Here is a 16,742-nt window from a genome sequence, read left to right as displayed (position 1 = left end):
CTGGTCGAACCTCATCACGTTCGGCAGGGGCGAACTACCGATCGACGGGCCGTGAGACCCCGCCGGAGGAACACATGATCGACGCAACCGAGAATTCGCTGGCGATCCTCGAGGCGGTTCACCAAAACGACCGGGCCGGCGTGACGGCGCTCGCCGACGAGACCGGCCTCGCAAAAAGCACCGTTCACAGCCACGTCGAGACGCTCAAACGCGCCGGCTACCTAGTCCAGTCCGGCGACGATCTCGAACTCTCGCTTCGGTTTCTTCAGTTCGGATTGGACACGCGCCGTCGCGAACCACACCGGATCGCCGCCCGTGAGAAGGTGGTGGAACTGGCTCGACGGACGGGTGAACGCGCCCACTACGTCGTCCGGGAGGGAACGAACGCGGTGTTCCTCTACTCGGAAACCGGCGAGAACGCCGTCCGAACCGGAGTTCACACGGGTGATTTCGTGCCGTTGCACGCGACGGCGAGCGGCAAGGCGATACTCGCCAACCTCCCGCCGGAACGAATCGAGACGATCGTCTCCGAATCCGATCGACGGCAGGTCACGCCGAACACGATCACCGACCTGGACGCGCTCCGGGAAGCGCTTCGGAACGTCCGTTCGCGGGGACTGGCGTTCAACGACGGCGAATACGTCGAGCGACTCTGGTCCGTCGGCGCTCCGGTGTTCGACGACGAGAAGCGTGTCCTCGGAAGCATGAGCGTCTCGGTGCCGGCGAACCGACTCGGCCGACCCGGCGTGAAAGACGAGCTTTCGACGACACTGCTGGAGACGGTGAACGAACTCGAACTCGAGATCGCCCACGCGTGAGCGCCGATCGGACGGGCGTCCGATAGCCGACGAGAGATAGCATTCACGGGCTTGCACAGCTCGCACTCGCGGGGAACGGAACGGAGGCCCAGAAGGAAGCGTATCTCCCGCGATTAGCGGACGGTGAGGCGAACGTCGCGTTCTTTCTGACCGAACCGGGGACTGGATTCGATACGCTTTCGATGCAGACGTCGGCCGCGAAAGACGGCGATGAATGGGTAATCGAGGGCGAAAAAACCTACATTTCGAACGCGGTTCGAGCCGATCTTCTACTCGTCGTGGCCCGGACGAGTCCGCCCGACGAGGGGGACCGGACCCACGGGATCACGATGTTTCTCGTCGACCGCGACGAACACGACGGCGACGACGTCGGGATCGCTGTGAATTCGGCGAAAGTCGCGACATCGAACGCCGCATACGAGGCGGCGAACCACGGAATGCAGACGTTTGGCGGCTGGTCGGTGACCGAGGAGTACGATATCAATCGGTTGTGGCGGGACGCTCGCTTTTTCCAGATCGGTCCTGTCTCCAACGAACTGGCGAAGACTTTTATCGTCCCTTTCCATTCTGGGAGAATACATATAATATATACAAATAAGTATATATGGTCTGGGTTGGGTCATCATGACACGGATGTCGTACAACAGACGGCGCTTTATGACGGCCGCAGGTGTAGCGGGACTAGCAGGGTTAGCGGGCTGCATCGGTGGGGGGAACGGTGATAGTAGCGTTGAGAGTGATACCACCGATTGGAGTTTCGGGATTACGCGCGAGGGAACGATCGGATACATAAAGGCAAGCGGGTGGGCCCAGCTTTTCGAGAACGCTGATACAGATATCAACCTGACCCTCAACACGACTGGTGGGTCGGAAGAGGCCTACAGGCTCTGTGCCGCGGGTGAGAACCACATCACTCGGGGGACGAGCGCGATGGGGATGGCCTCTTATAACGAAGAGAGTCGACCGGGCGCCCAGTTCGGCGGTGACAACACCGTTCCGACCGTCCCACAACAGGTCATGGCGATCGCCGATATCCGTCCGTTCTGGGTGACGGCGGACGATAGCATCCAATCGATCGACGACTTAGCGGGGAAGACCGTTCACAACGGCGCTGCCGGGTCCCGCTTCGTCGGTGCGATTCCCTTCGACAGCGTCGGACTCTACGAAGACATCGAACTCACACAGGGCGACTGGTCGGACATTCCCTTCGCTCTCGAGGAAGGGCGTGTCGACGCCGCGTACACGTACGTGATGGCGAGCGGGACGTCGCTTCCCGGGTGGGCCGAACAGCTGAACAGCATGGACAGCCTGCGAGTCCTCGAGTTCAGCGACGATCAGCTTTCGACGATCGAAGAGGACCCGTACCTCAACGTCACCGAGGTGCCGGTCAACGAGGTCTTCGGGTTCGAAACGAACATCGACACGGTCCAATCGCCGACGGCGCCGTACCAGTGGTACGTTCACCCGGACCTCAGTAACGAACTCGTCAAGGAGTTCTGTGAAATCTCGTTCAGCAACACTGACGAGATACAGGAGGTCCACGACGCCCTCGGACTGTTCAACGAGGAGTACGCGGTAGAGGGGCTCACGCAGTCGCCGGTCCATCCGGGAGCCGTCGAGTGGTACCAGGAGAACGATCTCTGGAACGAAGACCTGATCGAAGGATAAGTAGCAGTCCTTTCACTCTCCAATTATGTCGAACACATCTTCCGATCAGGAGCTGAGTTTAGAAGAGAAAGGGGACCAGTTACCGGCACTGAATTTCACGCTCGAGAACGCACAATGGCTGTTACTCACCCTCAGCGCACTCGTCTTCTCTGTCTATCACATCGCATACGGGTATACGTATCTCGTAAATAGCGACCAACATACCATCATTTCGCTGTGCCTATCGGTGTTTTTGATGGTCCAGCTGGTCGAAGCCGATCTGGATGTGATCTCCGGCAAGGTGCTGTTCGTCGCGAAGTTGGCCACGTCAGCGTTGATGCTCTACATCACGTACTATTTCGTGACGACGTACTCCGAGATGCTGTCTCGAATTCTCAACTACACGCAGATGGAGTACATGTTCGCGCTCGTATTAGTCGTATTAATACTCCTCTTCACGTACCTCAGATACGGGTTCTTCGTCTCCGGGATCGTCGTTTTGTCGGTCGGATACGCGATGTTCGGATCGTACATTCCCGGGACGTTCGGTCACAGCAGCATCACGCTAATGCGTGTCCTCGAGCGGTCCTCCCTCGTGTTCGACATCGGACTCTTCGGATTCCTCCCCGGCGTCGGCGCGCAGTGGATCGTCATCTTCCTCGTTTACGCGAGTCTCCTGATCGAGTTCGGTGCGCTGCAACTGGCCATCGACTTCGGGAGACGGATGAACAAACACCTGCAGTCAGGCGTGCCGCAACTGGCGGTCGTGACGAGCTTCGTCATGGGATCGATATCGGGCAGTGCAGCGGCCAACACCGCGACGACGGGTGCCGTGACGATTCCGCTGATGAAGAGTTACGGGATGGACGGCGAAACCGCTGCGGCCATCGAATCGAACGCCTCGTCGGGCGGCCAGGTCCTTCCCCCGATCATGGGGGCCTCGGCGTTCGTCATGGCCTCCTTCCTGAACATCAGCTACCTCGACGTCGTCGTGGGGGCGTTGCTCCCGGCGGTTATCTTCTACCTCACCGTGTCGATCACCGTCTACTACGTCAGTAAAGGGTACGATCTCAGCAAGTCCGACGCGGACGACGAGCAGGTCCTGGAGACGACGCAGGACGCGGACCAACCGTGGTACGTCTACTTGCCTCTGCTCGCGTCCGTGCTGATCCTCATCTACGACCTCGGAATCCGACAGACCGGGCCGCTTACCGCCGGCTTCCACTCGGTCATCTCCCTCATCGGACTCCAACTCGTCTGGAACATGATCCTCATGAGTGACAGACGGTCTGCGCTCCAGGATTACGGTCGTAACCTGCTGGTTGGCCTCCAGAAGGGTGCGATAGCCAGCGCGGAGATCATGGTCGTCCTCGGTGCGATTGCGATCTTCGTCAGTATGCTCGGCAGCGGAAACATCGTGCAGGAACTGTCGTTCCTCATGTTGGGCCTCTCGGGAGAACTCCTCTTCCCGCTACTCCTCGTGGCGATGATCCTGTCGATCATGTTCGGCCTGGGGATGCCGACCGTCGCCGCGTACGTCGTCGTCGTGGTGTTCGTCGCACCGGCCGTCGGAGACCTCGGCATCTCGGAGTTCAACACGCACCTGTTCGTGTTCTACTTCGCGATCCTGTCGGCAATCACGCCACCGGTCGCACTCGCGGCCGTCATCGCCAGCGGTATCGCCGAAGCGGATTTCACCCAGGTGGCGAAGAAGGCGATGATCATGGGAGCGCCGCTGTTCATCCTCCCGTACACGATTATCTACCACCCAAGCATCGCTCAGTGGGGGAGTGACACACCGCTGACGTTCATCTACCTGCTCGCGACGTTCATCGCGATCGTCACCATCATCCACTTCAACATCGACTACAACAGGTACGTCTCCGTCGGCATCAAAACCGTCGGAGTGGGCGTGCTCGTTGCCATCATGTTCTGGGGAACGTCCACCATCCAGGCGGGCGGATTCGTTCTGGCGGTCCTCGTTGTCGTCGCGTTCCATTATATGGAACGTCAGGAGTCGGCAACGGCCGCTCCCGCCTGAAGACCTCTCTTTTTTCGAGTGCGGCTCATTGGATACGTCCGCTGGAACACTGCGGGACGAACGCGTCAACCGACGGACGGTCGACAGTGCTCCGTCGACCGTGATCCGTACCGATTCGAACGCGAGAATCCTCTCCCGTTTCGACCGTGTCTCGAAGAAGCGAATCGACAGCATCGCGAGCGGAATGCGGACCGTTTCCGACGCGATTCGAGCTGGTCTCTCGGCCGGCAATCGGAGTCTACTCGGTTCGAACGGCGGCCAGTAACGGGCAGTGCCGTCAGCGAGACCGAATTACGCCGAGTCTCCCACGACACCCGCATCAAGTAGCTCGGTGATCGTCTCCTCGTCGTAGCCGTTTTCGCCGAGGACGGCTCGCGTGTGTTCGCCGTTTCGCGGCGGCGACGACGCGGGCTCGAGCGAGTGTTCGGCAAAGTGAAACGGCATTCGCGTCGTCCGACACTCAGTCTCGAGGTGCTGATTGTACGTCTCGACGAACAGGTCCCGGTGGTCGGCATGGGGGTCGTCGTCGACCAGTTCGTCGATGGACTGAAGCGGTCCGACGGGAATGCCGGAGTCGGCTAGCGATTCGACGAGTTCCCGGCGATCGAACGCACCGAACTCGGACTCGAGTTCCGCCCGGAGGACGTCGCGGTTCTCCCATCGGTCCTCGGCGGTCCCGAAGCGATCGTCCTCGAGCAGGTCCGGCCGCTCGAGGGTGTCACAGAGTCGGCCGTACAGTTTCTCCGAGGCCGTCGCGAGGTAAAACGGCTGTCCGTCTCCGGCCTCGAAAATACCGTACGGGGCCATTCCGTAGAGCCCCGCTCCGGCGCGTTTGGGGAGTTCGTCGGTCGACGTATAGTGGGCGACCCAGTACCCCATCCACGTCGTGGCGACGTCGAACAACGAGAGGTCGATGTGGGTCCCGCTCTCCGATCCGTCGCCGATCAATCCGCCCATGACGAGCATCGCGCCGGTCAGCCCGGTCGAGTAATCGATCGCACTCGTTCCGACTCGAACCGGGTCGCCGTCGGTGGGACCGGTGACGCTCATGAGGCCGGACATCGCCTGTGCGACCGGGTCGTAGGCCGGGTACTCCTCGTACGGTCCGTCCTGCCCGAACCCGGTGATCGAACAGTAGACGATGTCGTCGTTTTCCGCGCTGAGGTCCTCGTATCCGAGGCCGAAGCCCTCCATCACTCCCGGTCGGAAACTCTCGACGACGACGTCCGCGTCGGCCGCGAGGTCGCGAGCGATCGCCCGCCCCGACTCGCTTTTCAGATCGAGACTGATACTTCTCTTTCCCCGATTGCACGACGCGAACATCGAGCCCTCGATAAGGGGTCTGAAGGCGTCTCCTTCGGGCGGTTCGACCTTCACAACGTTTGCGCCTAGGACGGCCAGCGACTGGGTGCAGATGGGGCCGGCGATCGACTGGGTAAAGTCAAGCACGTCAATTCCTCTCAGTGGTTGCATGCGAACAGTTCGATCCACGTGGCGCAATGGGTTATCACTTCTTACTCGCCGGTATCGGGAAGGCGCAGGATGCCGATTCGATCTCAGCTCGGCCGCTGCTGATCGCACGCTCAGTGACGGCCGACGGACCAGTCGCACCAAGCTCTATACCCCCTCCCCGCTAGAGTCGACGCGTAGATGAGCGGCAAATACTTCGAGGAGTTCGAGATCGGAGAAACGTTCGAATCGAGAACCCGGACGATCACCGAAGCCGACGTGACGTCCTTCGCGGGTCTCTCGGGTGACTACAACGAGATACACGTCAGCGAGGAGTACGCCGAGGAGACGATCTTCGGCTCTCGGATCGCCCACGGCCCGCTCGTGTTCAGTATCGGGCTCGGGCTGACGACGCAGATTGGCTACACGGAGGGGACCGTCGTCGGTCTCTACGGGATCGACAACATGCGGTTCCCGACCCCCGTTTTCCCGGGCGATACCGTTCGAACGGTCCAGGAAGTCACCGACCTCGAGGAGAAGGAGAAAGGCGGCGTCGTCACGCTCCGGACGACCGTTTCCAATCAGGACGACGATGTCTGCGTCGTCTGGGACCATCGGAAGATGGTCCAGTACGCCGACGACGAGTAACCGAGCCGATCGGCGGTGTCGCGACCACCGGGTCGATCCGAACGACTTCTCTGGCCCGTTTTTCGCGAGCGAGACCCTCGCTTCAACAAGAACTATGTGGACATGTGGCGGGTAACAGTACATGGGTTCGACACAGCGGGTCGCAGTGACCGGTATCGGGGAATCGCCGATCGGGAAGACACCGGATATGGATTCGATCAACCTCTATGCGAACGCCTGTCTCGAGGCGGTCGACGACGCCGGCCTCGAGAAAGCGGATATCGACGGACTCGTCACCGGGTACTCACTCGTCGATCCGAAGCTGATGCACAGTACGGTCGTCGCCGATTACCTGGGATTGAATCTCACGTACAACGAGAGCCTTCGACTCGGCGGTGCGACGCCGTTCGTCGGGGTCTGTCACGCTGCGAACGCCGTCCGACAGGGTCAGTGTGAAAACGTCGTCGTCGCGTTCGGCGATAATCGGCGAACGGGATTCTCCAAGGGCGACGACGGGGTCAGCAGTCTCGCGACGGAGGTCGGCCACCCCGAGTTCGAGAACCCGTTCGGGCCGCTGGTGCCGTCGATGTACGCGCTGATCGCACAGAAGCACATGGCGGCGTACGGAACGACCGCGGAAGAGCTCGCAACGGTCGCGGTCGCCTGCCGCGAACACGCGTCGATGCGCGGGGCCGGACAGCACACCGAACCGATCGACGTCGACGATGTCCTCTCCTCGGGGCTGATTTCGTCGCCGCTGCACAAACTCGAGTGCGCGTTGATTAGCGACTGTGCCGGCGCCGTCGTCGTGTCCTCGGCCGATGCGGCCGAGGAGACGCGAGCCCCAGTCGAGCTGACCGGCTACGGGGAGGGACACGGGTCGGAGTACATCCACCGGCGCGACGACCTGCTGGAGACGCCCGCGGCAGCGAGCGGGACCACGGCGTTCGAGATGGCCGATCGCACCCCCGACGATGTCGACGTCGCGCAGTTGTACGACTGCTTTACGATCACGCCGCTCCTCCTCCTCGAGGATCTCGGATTCTGCGAGAAAGGCGAAAGCGGCTCGTTCGTTCGCGAGCGGGGGATCACGATCGACGGCGAACTACCGGTGAACACGCACGGCGGGGAACTCTCCTACGCCGGCGCGGGCGTCTTTCACATTCTCGAGGCCGCACGCCAGATCAGAGGGGATGCAGCGGAGACGCAGGTGGACGCCGACCTCGCGCTCGCTCACGGCGTCGGCGGCGTCCTGTCTACGAACGCGACGCTGCTGATGGAGGCGTGGTAAAATGGCCGACAAACCCGTCCCGACGCCGTCGGAAGACACGACCCGATTCTGGGACGCCTGCAACGACGGGCGGTTCGTCGTCCAGCGATGTACCGACTGCGGTCACGAGCGATTTTACCCGGCGGCCGCCTGTCCGAACTGCTGGCACACGGCGTCCGAAGAAGTCGAACTGGACGGGAGCGGAACCGTCGAATCGTTCACCGTCGTCCACCGCGCTCCGACGGAGGCGTTCGAGGGAGAGACGCCGTACGTCGTCGCGCTCGTCGCGATGGGGGCTGATGTGACGGTGATGGCGAACGTCCTCGCGGAGCCGGCGGACGTCTCCGTCGGTGATCCGGTGGAGCTGATCTGGGAGGAACGCGGCGACCAGCAGCTGTACCAGTTCGAACTCGCGGAGTGATCGCTGTCGATTTTTCAGACTCTCCGTCCAGCACTGACGGAGTCGATACCCATCCCGATCGGTGTCGTCGGTATCACGGCCCCGACACGGCGACCAGTGGGTGTCGCTCCCAAACACTTACCCCAGATCAAGAGTAGGGACAGGTATGGAGGCATCGAAATCCCCTGAGACGGACGTGTTACCCCTCGACGGAATCACCGTTGTCGATCTGACCCAGGTCGCAGCCGGCCCGTTCGCGACGATGGCCCTCGGCGACCTTGGCGCGGAAGTGATCAAGATCGAAGCGGTCGGACGCGGCGACCGAAGCCGGGACATTCAGCCCACACCAGCCTACTTCGACACCCTGAATCGGAACAAGTACAGCGTCGCCATCGACCTCAAGAGCGACGCGGGGCAGGAAGCGGCTCAGCGGCTCGTCGCCGACGCCGACGTGTTCATCGAGAGCACGAAACCGGGACGCGCCGAGTCGTTCGGACTCGGATACGAGACCGTGGCCGAACTGAATCCTGAGCTCATCTACTGTTCGATCTCCGGATTCGGCCGCGACAGCCCGTACGAGGACCTGCCGGCGTGGGACATGCTGATCCAGGGAATGAGCGGGATCATGAGCATCACCGGTGAAGAAGGCGGAGAACCGCTGTGGTCGGGACTACCCAGCGGCGATCTCATCGCCGGTTCCTACGCCAGCCAGAGCGTTCTCGCCGCGCTGTACGCTCGAGAGCGAGGCCGCATCGACGGCGAGTGGATCGAAGTTCCCATGTTGGACGCCGCCATCACCTGGCTCACCGCTCGCGCCGGCTACACGTTCGGCTACGACGAGCCGTTCCCGCGACTCGGCACGCACCACCCGTCGATCGTCCCCTTCGGAAAGTACGACTGCGCCGACGGGCCGATCATCATCGCAGCGGGGACGCCGGACTTCTGGCGCGGCTTCTGCCGCGCGCTCGAGCGGCCGGAGCTGCTCGAGGACGACCGGTTCGCCACGATGGAAGACCGGGTCGAAAACCGGGAGGCACTGGACGACATCCTCGAACCGATTCTGGAATCGGAACCGAGCGAGTACTGGATCGATCGCCTTCACGCGGAAACCGTTCCCGCCGGCCCGATTTACGATACGAAAACGGTCTGGGAGGACGAACACGTGAAACAGCGCGAACTCCATCGGGTCATGGAACGCGACGACCGGGAGGACGCGGATGTGATCGATCAACCCGTCCACTTCGCCCAGCTCGGGACCCGACTCGAGGTCGCACCCCAGCAGTTGGGAGAGAGCACCGACTCGATCCTCGAGCGCCACGGCTACTCGGCGGACGAACTCTCCCAGCTTCGCGAGGACGGCGTCATCCAGTAGTAGACCGAGACCGGAACCGGGGCCGTAACGAGGTGACGGAGGCCCGCAGCTATTCCGGAGTGACTGACGGTGACCCATGACCGCGTCTGGCGTCGATCGGCCCCATTCCGCTCGGGACCGAAGAACTAAGTCGATTTGCGGCCCCTCTCAGGTATGGCTCGCATCCCGCTCCCGCGACAGTCGGATCTCCCGGCGAAGTATCAGTATCTCCTGAGCGAAGACGCGCTCGGCGAACTCGAATTGCTGCAGGCGATCGGCTCCAACCCGCCGGTCCTCCAGACGTACATGCGCCACGGGACCGCACTGTGGGAACACGCCGGACTCACCTCACGGGAGGTCGAACTGGTTATTCTGACGATCGCTCGAGAACTGGAAAACGAGTACGAGTGGCACCAGCACGTCGGACTCGCTCGAGACGTCGGCGTCGAGCACGAGGAGATCAGAGCGATTGGCACCGACCGCGTCGACGAGTTCGACACCGCGGACAGCGCGTTGCTCAGGTACGCGAAACTCGCTGTGAGACGGACGGTCGACGACGAGGCGCACGCGGAGATCGGTGCCCACTTCGACGACGAGACGATCGCGGGTATCGCGTCGCTGGTCGGCCACTACCTCGGCACTGCCGTCGTCATCGACGCGCTCTCGTTGCGTCCGGAGACCGCGTTCGTCGGCTGGGAGCCCGACGACGAGACGATCGAGACGTACGATCGCGACGACGAGTAGGTCGCAACTCTCGATCGAGGGCACGCGTTTACCCCTGGAACTGCTCGTCCGACTCAGTCATCGGACGACCTTGACCTCACTCGTTATTCGCCGACTCGTCGCCGAACGCGCCGTTCGCCTCGAGTTCGGCGTACCGATCGCTCAGTCCGACCGATTCGAAAACAGCCGCCGTGTTCTCGCCGAGATTCGGGGGGTCGCGACGGTGTGAGACGCCGATGTCGGTCCCCGCCAACGGCGTGAGCATCGCCTGAACCGTTTCGTCGTCGTCCGACTGAGTCTCCACGAGGAGGTCCAGCGCAGTCAGGTGTGGATCGTCGAGCAGTTCCGACGGGTGATTGACGGGAGCTGATGGGACGCCGGCGTCCAGTAGCGCGTCGACCACAGCTGACCGATCGCGGCCGCGAAGCGTCTTCTGAATCAGATCGTAGAGCGCGTCGTCGTTCTCCTGTCGCCCCTCGTTCGTCTCGAAGCGCTCGTCCGCGAGTAACTCCGGCGCGTCGATGGCCTCGCAAAACGCGGGCCAGTGGCGTTCGGTGATGACGCCGACGAACAGCCACTCGTCCGGTTCGGTCTCGAACACATCGTAGAGGCCGAACGCGGGATGGGAGGAGCCCAGCGGCGGATGGTCGCCGAAGAGCTGCGCGAAGATCGTCCAGTAGTGAGACCAGTGAGAGGCCGTTTCGAAGAGCCCGGCGTCGATCTTTTGGCCAGTCCCGGTCGTTTCGCGCATCCACAGCGCCAGCATCGCCCCGAACGCACCGTAGACGCCGGTTCCGATGTCGATCACCGACGTTCCCGCCCGAAGCGGCTTTCCGCCCGGCTGGCCGGTCATCCGCATCATCCCCGACATGGCCTGGCCGACAACGTCCATCCCCGGCCGGTCCTCGTACGGGCCCCCCTGCAGGAAGCCGGCGATGGAGACGTAAATCAGGTCGTCGCGATCGTCGCTGAGCGCGTCGTACCCGATACCCAGTCGTTCGGTGACGCCGGGTCGGAGGTTCTCGACGACGATATCGGCCACCGCGACGAGTTCGTGGTAGGCCTCGCGTCCGGCGTCGCTCTGGAGATCGATCGTCGCGCTGCGCTTGTTCCGGTTGAGCGCCGTAAAGATTGCGTCGCCGGAGTCGCCGGACTGGCGAATCATGTCGCCGGTTCCGGGCCGTTCGACTTTGATCACGTCGGCACCGAGGTCGCCGAGCATGAGTCCCGTGAAGGGTGCCGCGACGAGGTTGCCGAGTTCGACGACGGTGATTCCGGACAGCGGAAGTTGCCTTGCTGATTCAGTAGTTGTCATCGTATGCGTGTTCGTCTCTGACGATGTGGTTCTCGGTGTTGAATCGTACTGTACTCGTCGGTCGGTCGGTAGCCCGTCGGCGTTCGGCTTCGCGGCGTTCCGATGAACGGCGACTCATCGATTCTCGAGCATATCGCTCGCGATAATGGTTCGCTGGATCTCGCTGGTTCCGCCGCCGACGGTGGAAATCTTCCCCTCGCGCCAGTAGCGTTCCATGTCGTTCTCGGGGAGAAATCCGGCACCGCCCATGATCTGCATCCCCTGCTGCGCGACCGTCTGAAACGTCTCGCTGGCCTTGAGTTTGGCCTGTGCGGCGAGGCGACGAGGGCTGGTGCCATGATCGATGTGTTCCGCCGCGTGGTACACGAGCTGGCGCGCGGCGTCGACCTCCGTCTGCATGTCCGCGAGCCGGTGTTTGATGGTTTGGAACTCAGCGATCGAGGTACCGAACTGTTCCCGTTCCAGCGCGTACTCGAGCGCCGTGTCGACGACCGTCTGGGCGTTGCCAACCATCGCGGCCGAAATCTGGGTCCGTTCGTTCGCGAAATGGTCCGTGAGTATCTCCCAGCCCTGTCCTTCCGCGCCGAGCCGGTTCTCGGCGGGCACCCGGACGTCGTCGAAAAAGACCTGGTTCGTGCCGGTCGCCTTGCGAACGACGGTGTCGAGTTTGGTCATCTCGATACCGTCGAGGTCGTTCGGAACGAGGAGCGCGCTGATCCCCTCGTGCTTCTCCGCGTCCGGATCGGTTCGAACGTACAAGTTGATGATGTTTCCGTCGACGTGAGCGGCCGACTGCCACATCTTCTCGCCGTTGACGACGTAGTGGTCGCCGTCCCGTTCAGCTCTCGTCTGCAGACTCGCGGCGTCGCTTCCGGTGCCGGATTCGGAGACGCCGATTGAGAACCGGACCTCGCCGTCGAGCAACTTCGGAATGAACCGTTGTTTCTGTTCTTCGGTCCCATACTCGATGAGGTTCCCGTATGAAAACGACGAGATAGCGACCGGGATGCCGAGATCGTAGCCGTACTTGCCCAGCGCCTCGAGCAGGATCACCTGTTCGATCATATCGCCGCCCTGCCCGCCGTACTCCTCCGGGACGAGCAACCCGATCCAGTCGTTTTCGACGACACCGTCGTAGATTCGGTGTGGATACTCCCGGTTCGCGTAGCACTCCCGACAGTACTCGACGCCGATTTTCTCATCCATGAACTCGTGGACGATGTCCCGCCACATTCGGAGGGATGGATTGTTATCAATTATCACAGTGTACCGTTCTGCGACCGGAACCATATCTGTTACGCTGCCGCCGGTATGCGTCACGACTCCCTGCGACGCGGGACAGTGCACGAGCGCCACTCGAGTTCGAGACGACGGTCCCGATCGTGCAGCGATCGCGATCGAGGGAAAACGTTATTCCTCGACGTTCCGTGGACTCTCTCATGTCCGATGACGTAGTTACCGCCACCGTTACGGAAGGAGTCGGTCGCATGCAAATCGAACGTCCGGAGAGCCTGAACGCGTTCACCCCGCGCGTTCTCGAGGAGTTACACGACGCGATTCGGTCGTTCGAAGCGGACGACGACGTCCGTGCGATCCTGTTCACGGCCGCCGGTGACAAGGCGTTCTGCGCCGGCGTCGATCTCGGGGACGAAGGCGGGCTCTCGGAATCGACGCCGGAGGCGCTGGATACCGTCCACCGAGCACAGCGCGTGCTCAAGGCGCTCCGACGCACGCCGCTTCCCGTCGTCGGCGGCGTCAACGGCTACGCGATGGGTGCTGGGATGGATCTCGCGCTGGGCTGTGACATCCGAGTGGTCCGAGCCGACGCCGAACTGAGCCAATCGTACGTGAACGTGGGGCTGTCGCCGGGGGACGGCGGCGCGTACATGCTTCCCCGCCTCGTCGGCGAAGAGGTCGCGAAGGACCTGATCTTCTCCGGTCGCCGCATCTCCGGGACGGAGGCCAAGGAACTGGGTATCGCCTCGACGGTCATCGATGGAGACGCCGAGCGCACTCGAGAGGTCGCCTTCGACCGGGCCCGCGAGCTGGCGGACGGGCCCACCGTCGCGCTCGGGAACGCGAAGCAACTCGTCAACGAGGCCCACGACGTCAACATGGAGACGGGGCTCGAGCACGCGATCGAGGCGCTCGGCGAGTGTCGCGAAACGGACGACCACGCGGAGGCCATCACCGCGTTCGACGAAAAACGAGAGCCCGAGTTCCGGGGCGAGTAACCTATCCGACCATCGTCAGCCCGCCGGAGACGCTCAGCACCTGGCCGGTGACGAACGCCGCGTCGTCCGATGCCACGAACGCGACGGCACCCGCGATGTCCTCCGGTTCTGCCATCCGTCCGAAGGGGATCTGATCCGCCATGCTACCGAGGATCTTGTCCCCCAGTTCCCGATCAACGAGACCGTTTCGTCGGCGTTCGCTTCGTCGATGTCGTTCACCACGACGACCGCGCCCTCCTCGGCGAGTCGCCGTGCGATACCGCGACCGATACCGCGGCCGCTCCCGGTGACGATGACGCGCTTGTCGCTGAGTCAACGCATGCCGTTCGTCAATGATAACACACCGCATAACGATTGCGGTCGAACGAAAACCCGACGCCGAAAGTCCAACGTTCAAGCCCATATGCGGCGATAGAACCCGATTACGGTCGATCGAACAGGAATACGATCGCTCGAGTCTGGACGGCAGCCGATCGAATTCCGCTCCCGACCGCGGCGTCACTCCTTCTCCACGGGTTGTGATCCGGTGAACGATCGCGAGGTTTGCTCCTCCCTGTCGACGAACGCCTCGGCGCGGTCGCGGAATTCATCGGAGTCCCAGACCGCGGCCGTCATGTCTCGAGCCATCTCCTGATTGACCATGCCGATGTTCGTCCAGGTCTTCATGATCGTCTTGATGGCGCGGTACGCCTGCGGGCTTTTCGTGGAGACGATCTCGTTCGCGAGGGAAACCGCCTCGTCTCGAGCGGCCCCGTCATCGACGACGCGGTTGACCAGGCCCCACTCCTGCATCTGCGACGCGGGGTACATCTCCCCGAGCAGCAGCATCTCTCGCGCCCGTTTCTCACCGACGAGCAGCGGGAGCAGTTGCACGCCGCCGCCGGCAGCGGTCGAGCCCACACCGACTTCGGGCTGCCCGAACTTGGCCGATTCGCCCGCGACGATCAGGTCACACCCCATCGCGAGCTCGTTGCCGCCGGCGGCGCAAACCCCTTCGATGGCGGCGACCGTGGGCTTGCCCGTATCCCTGAGTACGTCGATCGTCTCGAAGTACTGGCTCATCCAGCGCGTTCCCTCCTCGAACGCCATCTCGGTCAGGTCGCCGAGGTCGGCTCCCGAACAGAAGACATCGCCAGTCGTCCCGAGGACGATTGCATCGATCTCCGCGTCGCGGTCGGCCGCCGTGAACGCGTCGTCTAACTCCTGGATCGTTCGTAGATCGAGCGTGTTGTGCTCGGCCTCGTTGTCGAGCGAGACGCGGGCGACTCTGTCGTTCGCCTCGGCCGTCGTCACCGATATATTGTCAAAGGATGACATACAATAGAGGTCACGGTAGCCGTCGCAATAATTACTTTGTCCCATTCGATCGCTATCGGGGAGATGGTCCTGTACACGCGACTATCGCCCCTTGAGTCGACCGGACAGGCTGACAACGCCGTGATCGGACTGACGCCGCCGCAATCTACGTCCGCTCGTCCGCGACTCGCGTGACCGCGGCACAAAGGTTAACGTGCGTTTCCCGTGAACTCGTGTGCATGTCCGTAACCCTCGACCGCGACACCGACCTGAATAGCGTCGCCCACCTCCGACTGGACTTCGGCGATCTGAACCTGTTCTCCCCCAACGCGATCGTTACCCTCCGTGACCGAGTCGAAACCGTCCCCGACGACGTTTCGGTCCTCACTATCGGCCCCGATGCCGACGACGGCGTCGGGGGACTGACCGCCGGTCTGAAACTCGACGAGGTGAAGGACTATTCCGTCTCCGAAGCACGGGCGATGCTGACGAACCTGTACGAACTCATGCAAGGGGTCCGGAACCTCGACGCAGTCACCGTCTGTCGGTGCGGCGAGTACGCACTCGGCGGCGGGCTCGAGCTCGCGATGTCGTGTGACTTTCGCGTCGCGACCGAGGACGCCGCGCTCGGACTCCCGGAGATCGACGCGGGGCTCGTCACCGGCATCCAGGGCGGACTCCTCGTTCGACTGGTCGGCCTTCAGGCCGCAAAGGAGATCGTCTACACGGGTGAACCGGTTTCCGGGCTGGACGCCGAGGAACTCGGGTTAGTCAACCGGGCGGTCGCGCCGGACGCGTACGACGAGACCGTCGACCACCTCGTCGAAACGCTGGCGAGCAAGAGTCCGCGCATCATCCAGTGGCAGACGCAGGTCTTTCGGGCGCTCCGATCGAACGGCGTCGAATCGGGTATCGATCACAGCCTCGAGACGATCGCCGCCTGTTTCGATACGTACGATCAACAGGAGGCGATGACGGCGTTCCTCGAGAACCGGGAGCCGGAGTTTCAGGGGCGGTAAGCGGTCCGGCGATCCGAACGCGACGACGGAAACGACGCTAGCTATTTATCGGTCGCTTTCGTCGGACCGTCCATGTCGAAGTTATTCGAAGACCTGGACGAAGGAGAGACGTTCGAGAGCGGAACGCACACGGTGACGAAATCGGAGATTGTCTCGTTCGCGGAACAGTTCGATCCGCAGCCGTTTCACGTCGACGAAGCGGCGGCCGAGGACTCGATGTTCGGCGGGTTAGTCGCCAGCGGACTGCACACGCTCAGTCTCGCAACCCGGCTGACCGTCGACGACTGTCTCAGCGAAATAGCAAACATGGGCGGTAGCGGCATGGACGAACTTCGATGGTACACGCCGGTTCGTCCCGGCGACACGCTCACCGTTCGCGCGGAGATTCTCGAGAAGACACCGAGCGACAGCCACCCTGATCGCGGATACGTCGACTTCAAGCGCCGGGTCTATAACGACGACGGAGACGAAGTGATGTCGGTCATCTCGCACAACATCGTTCGGCGACGAGCAGCCGACGAGGACAGCTGACCGTCCACGAGCGGGGGTCCG

At 62.4% G+C, this 16,742-nt stretch carries 18 protein-coding genes and 1 pseudogene; 12 read left to right on the top strand and 7 right to left on the bottom strand.

The features are described 5' to 3' along the window. The first annotated feature begins 74 nt into the window (after window positions 1-74). From ACEWFR_RS02325 to ACEWFR_RS02310, 4 genes are read left to right on the top strand one after another with little or no spacing between them, the layout of a single operon-like run. A complete protein-coding gene (locus tag ACEWFR_RS02325; protein WP_374059520.1) occupies window positions 75-818 on the top strand; it encodes an IclR family transcriptional regulator in 744 nt (247 codons plus the stop codon). Between the two features lie 41 nt (window positions 819-859). Beyond that, window positions 860-1,540, top strand: a complete 681-nt coding sequence (locus ACEWFR_RS02320; protein ID WP_374059617.1) for an acyl-CoA dehydrogenase family protein — start codon at window positions 860-862, stop codon at window positions 1,538-1,540. Beyond that, entirely contained in the window at window positions 1,476-2,486 is a 1,011-nt protein-coding gene (locus ACEWFR_RS02315) for a TAXI family TRAP transporter solute-binding subunit (RefSeq protein WP_374059519.1), read from the top strand. Before ACEWFR_RS02320 ends, ACEWFR_RS02315 begins: the two co-directional genes overlap by 65 nt. Before the next feature lie 25 nt (window positions 2,487-2,511). Then, the gene (locus ACEWFR_RS02310; protein WP_374059518.1) at window positions 2,512-4,506 is read left to right on the top strand and encodes a TRAP transporter permease; all 1,995 of its coding nucleotides are present in this window, start codon (window positions 2,512-2,514) and stop codon (window positions 4,504-4,506) included. A gap of 291 nt (window positions 4,507-4,797) precedes the next feature. Here the strand turns inward: ACEWFR_RS02310 and ACEWFR_RS02305 are convergent, their stop codons facing one another. Beyond that, window positions 4,798-5,979 (bottom strand): CaiB/BaiF CoA transferase family protein, encoded by a 1,182-nt coding sequence (locus tag ACEWFR_RS02305; protein ID WP_374059517.1) that lies wholly within the window; start codon window positions 5,977-5,979, stop codon window positions 4,798-4,800. A 177-nt stretch (window positions 5,980-6,156) separates the two neighbouring features. Here ACEWFR_RS02305 and ACEWFR_RS02300 point away from each other — a divergent pair, with 177 nt between their 5' ends. The 5 genes from ACEWFR_RS02300 (at window position 6,157) to ACEWFR_RS02280 (ending at window position 10,347) form a co-directional block, all read left to right on the top strand. Continuing rightward, window positions 6,157-6,603, top strand: a complete 447-nt coding sequence (locus ACEWFR_RS02300; RefSeq protein ID WP_273740523.1) for a MaoC/PaaZ C-terminal domain-containing protein — start codon at window positions 6,157-6,159, stop codon at window positions 6,601-6,603. 121 nt (window positions 6,604-6,724) lie between these two features. Continuing rightward, on the top strand, window positions 6,725-7,873 hold the full coding sequence (locus tag ACEWFR_RS02295) for a hypothetical protein (RefSeq protein WP_374059516.1): 1,149 nt from the start codon (window positions 6,725-6,727) through the stop codon (window positions 7,871-7,873). A 1-nt stretch (window position 7,874) separates the two neighbouring features. After that, window positions 7,875-8,273 carry a Zn-ribbon domain-containing OB-fold protein gene (locus tag ACEWFR_RS02290; RefSeq protein WP_374059515.1) on the top strand — a complete coding sequence of 133 codons (399 nt, stop codon included), beginning with the start codon at window positions 7,875-7,877 and terminating at the stop codon, window positions 8,271-8,273. A gap of 145 nt (window positions 8,274-8,418) precedes the next feature. Then, entirely contained in the window at window positions 8,419-9,624 is a 1,206-nt protein-coding gene (locus tag ACEWFR_RS02285; protein ID WP_374059514.1) for a CaiB/BaiF CoA transferase family protein, read from the top strand. Window positions 9,625-9,777: 153 nt separating this feature from the next. Then, complete coding sequence (locus ACEWFR_RS02280; protein WP_374059513.1) at window positions 9,778-10,347, top strand: carboxymuconolactone decarboxylase family protein; 570 nt, start codon at window positions 9,778-9,780, stop codon at window positions 10,345-10,347. 76 nt (window positions 10,348-10,423) lie between these two features. On the opposite strand, the gene ACEWFR_RS02275 is transcribed toward ACEWFR_RS02280, so the two are convergent. The 3 genes from ACEWFR_RS02275 to ACEWFR_RS02265 are packed head-to-tail and all read right to left on the bottom strand — an operon-like array spanning window position 10,424 to window position 12,904. Continuing rightward, complete coding sequence (locus tag ACEWFR_RS02275) at window positions 10,424-11,641, bottom strand: CaiB/BaiF CoA transferase family protein (RefSeq protein WP_374059512.1); 1,218 nt, start codon at window positions 11,639-11,641, stop codon at window positions 10,424-10,426. Next, window positions 11,628-11,759 carry a hypothetical protein gene (locus ACEWFR_RS02270; RefSeq protein ID WP_374059511.1) on the bottom strand — a complete coding sequence of 44 codons (132 nt, stop codon included), beginning with the start codon at window positions 11,757-11,759 and terminating at the stop codon, window positions 11,628-11,630. Before ACEWFR_RS02270 ends, ACEWFR_RS02275 begins: the two co-directional genes overlap by 14 nt. Continuing rightward, window positions 11,756-12,904: an acyl-CoA dehydrogenase family protein gene (locus ACEWFR_RS02265; protein WP_374059510.1), complete on the bottom strand. Its 1,149-nt coding sequence runs from the start codon at window positions 12,902-12,904 to the stop codon at window positions 11,756-11,758. The genes ACEWFR_RS02270 and ACEWFR_RS02265 overlap by 4 nt, the downstream gene beginning before the upstream one ends. Before the next feature lie 176 nt (window positions 12,905-13,080). Here ACEWFR_RS02265 and ACEWFR_RS02260 point away from each other — a divergent pair, with 176 nt between their 5' ends. Further along, entirely contained in the window at window positions 13,081-13,875 is a 795-nt protein-coding gene (locus tag ACEWFR_RS02260; RefSeq protein ID WP_374059509.1) for an enoyl-CoA hydratase/isomerase family protein, read from the top strand. Window position 13,876: 1 nt separating this feature from the next. On the opposite strand, the gene ACEWFR_RS02255 is transcribed toward ACEWFR_RS02260, so the two are convergent. The 3 genes and pseudogenes from ACEWFR_RS02255 to ACEWFR_RS02245 form a co-directional block, all read right to left on the bottom strand. Then, window positions 13,877-14,029, bottom strand: a complete 153-nt coding sequence (locus ACEWFR_RS02255; RefSeq protein WP_374059616.1) for an SDR family oxidoreductase — start codon at window positions 14,027-14,029, stop codon at window positions 13,877-13,879. A 17-nt stretch (window positions 14,030-14,046) separates the two neighbouring features. Beyond that, window positions 14,047-14,169, bottom strand: a pseudogene (locus ACEWFR_RS02250) (SDR family NAD(P)-dependent oxidoreductase); the annotation flags it as partial. 204 nt (window positions 14,170-14,373) lie between these two features. Continuing rightward, entirely contained in the window at window positions 14,374-15,192 is an 819-nt protein-coding gene (locus ACEWFR_RS02245) for an enoyl-CoA hydratase/isomerase family protein (RefSeq protein ID WP_374059508.1), read from the bottom strand. A gap of 218 nt (window positions 15,193-15,410) precedes the next feature. Here ACEWFR_RS02245 and ACEWFR_RS02240 point away from each other — a divergent pair, with 218 nt between their 5' ends. Continuing rightward, a complete protein-coding gene (locus ACEWFR_RS02240; RefSeq protein ID WP_374059507.1) occupies window positions 15,411-16,190 on the top strand; it encodes an enoyl-CoA hydratase/isomerase family protein in 780 nt (259 codons plus the stop codon). Between the two features lie 72 nt (window positions 16,191-16,262). Next, on the top strand, window positions 16,263-16,721 hold the full coding sequence (locus tag ACEWFR_RS02235) for a MaoC family dehydratase (RefSeq protein ID WP_374059506.1): 459 nt from the start codon (window positions 16,263-16,265) through the stop codon (window positions 16,719-16,721). Window positions 16,722-16,742: the final 21 nt, after the last annotated feature.

This window comes from Natrinema sp. H-ect4 (genome assembly GCF_041894845.1).
Classification (GTDB): domain Archaea; phylum Halobacteriota; class Halobacteria; order Halobacteriales; family Natrialbaceae; genus Natrinema.
This window is presented reverse-complemented; position numbering and strand designations above follow the sequence as displayed.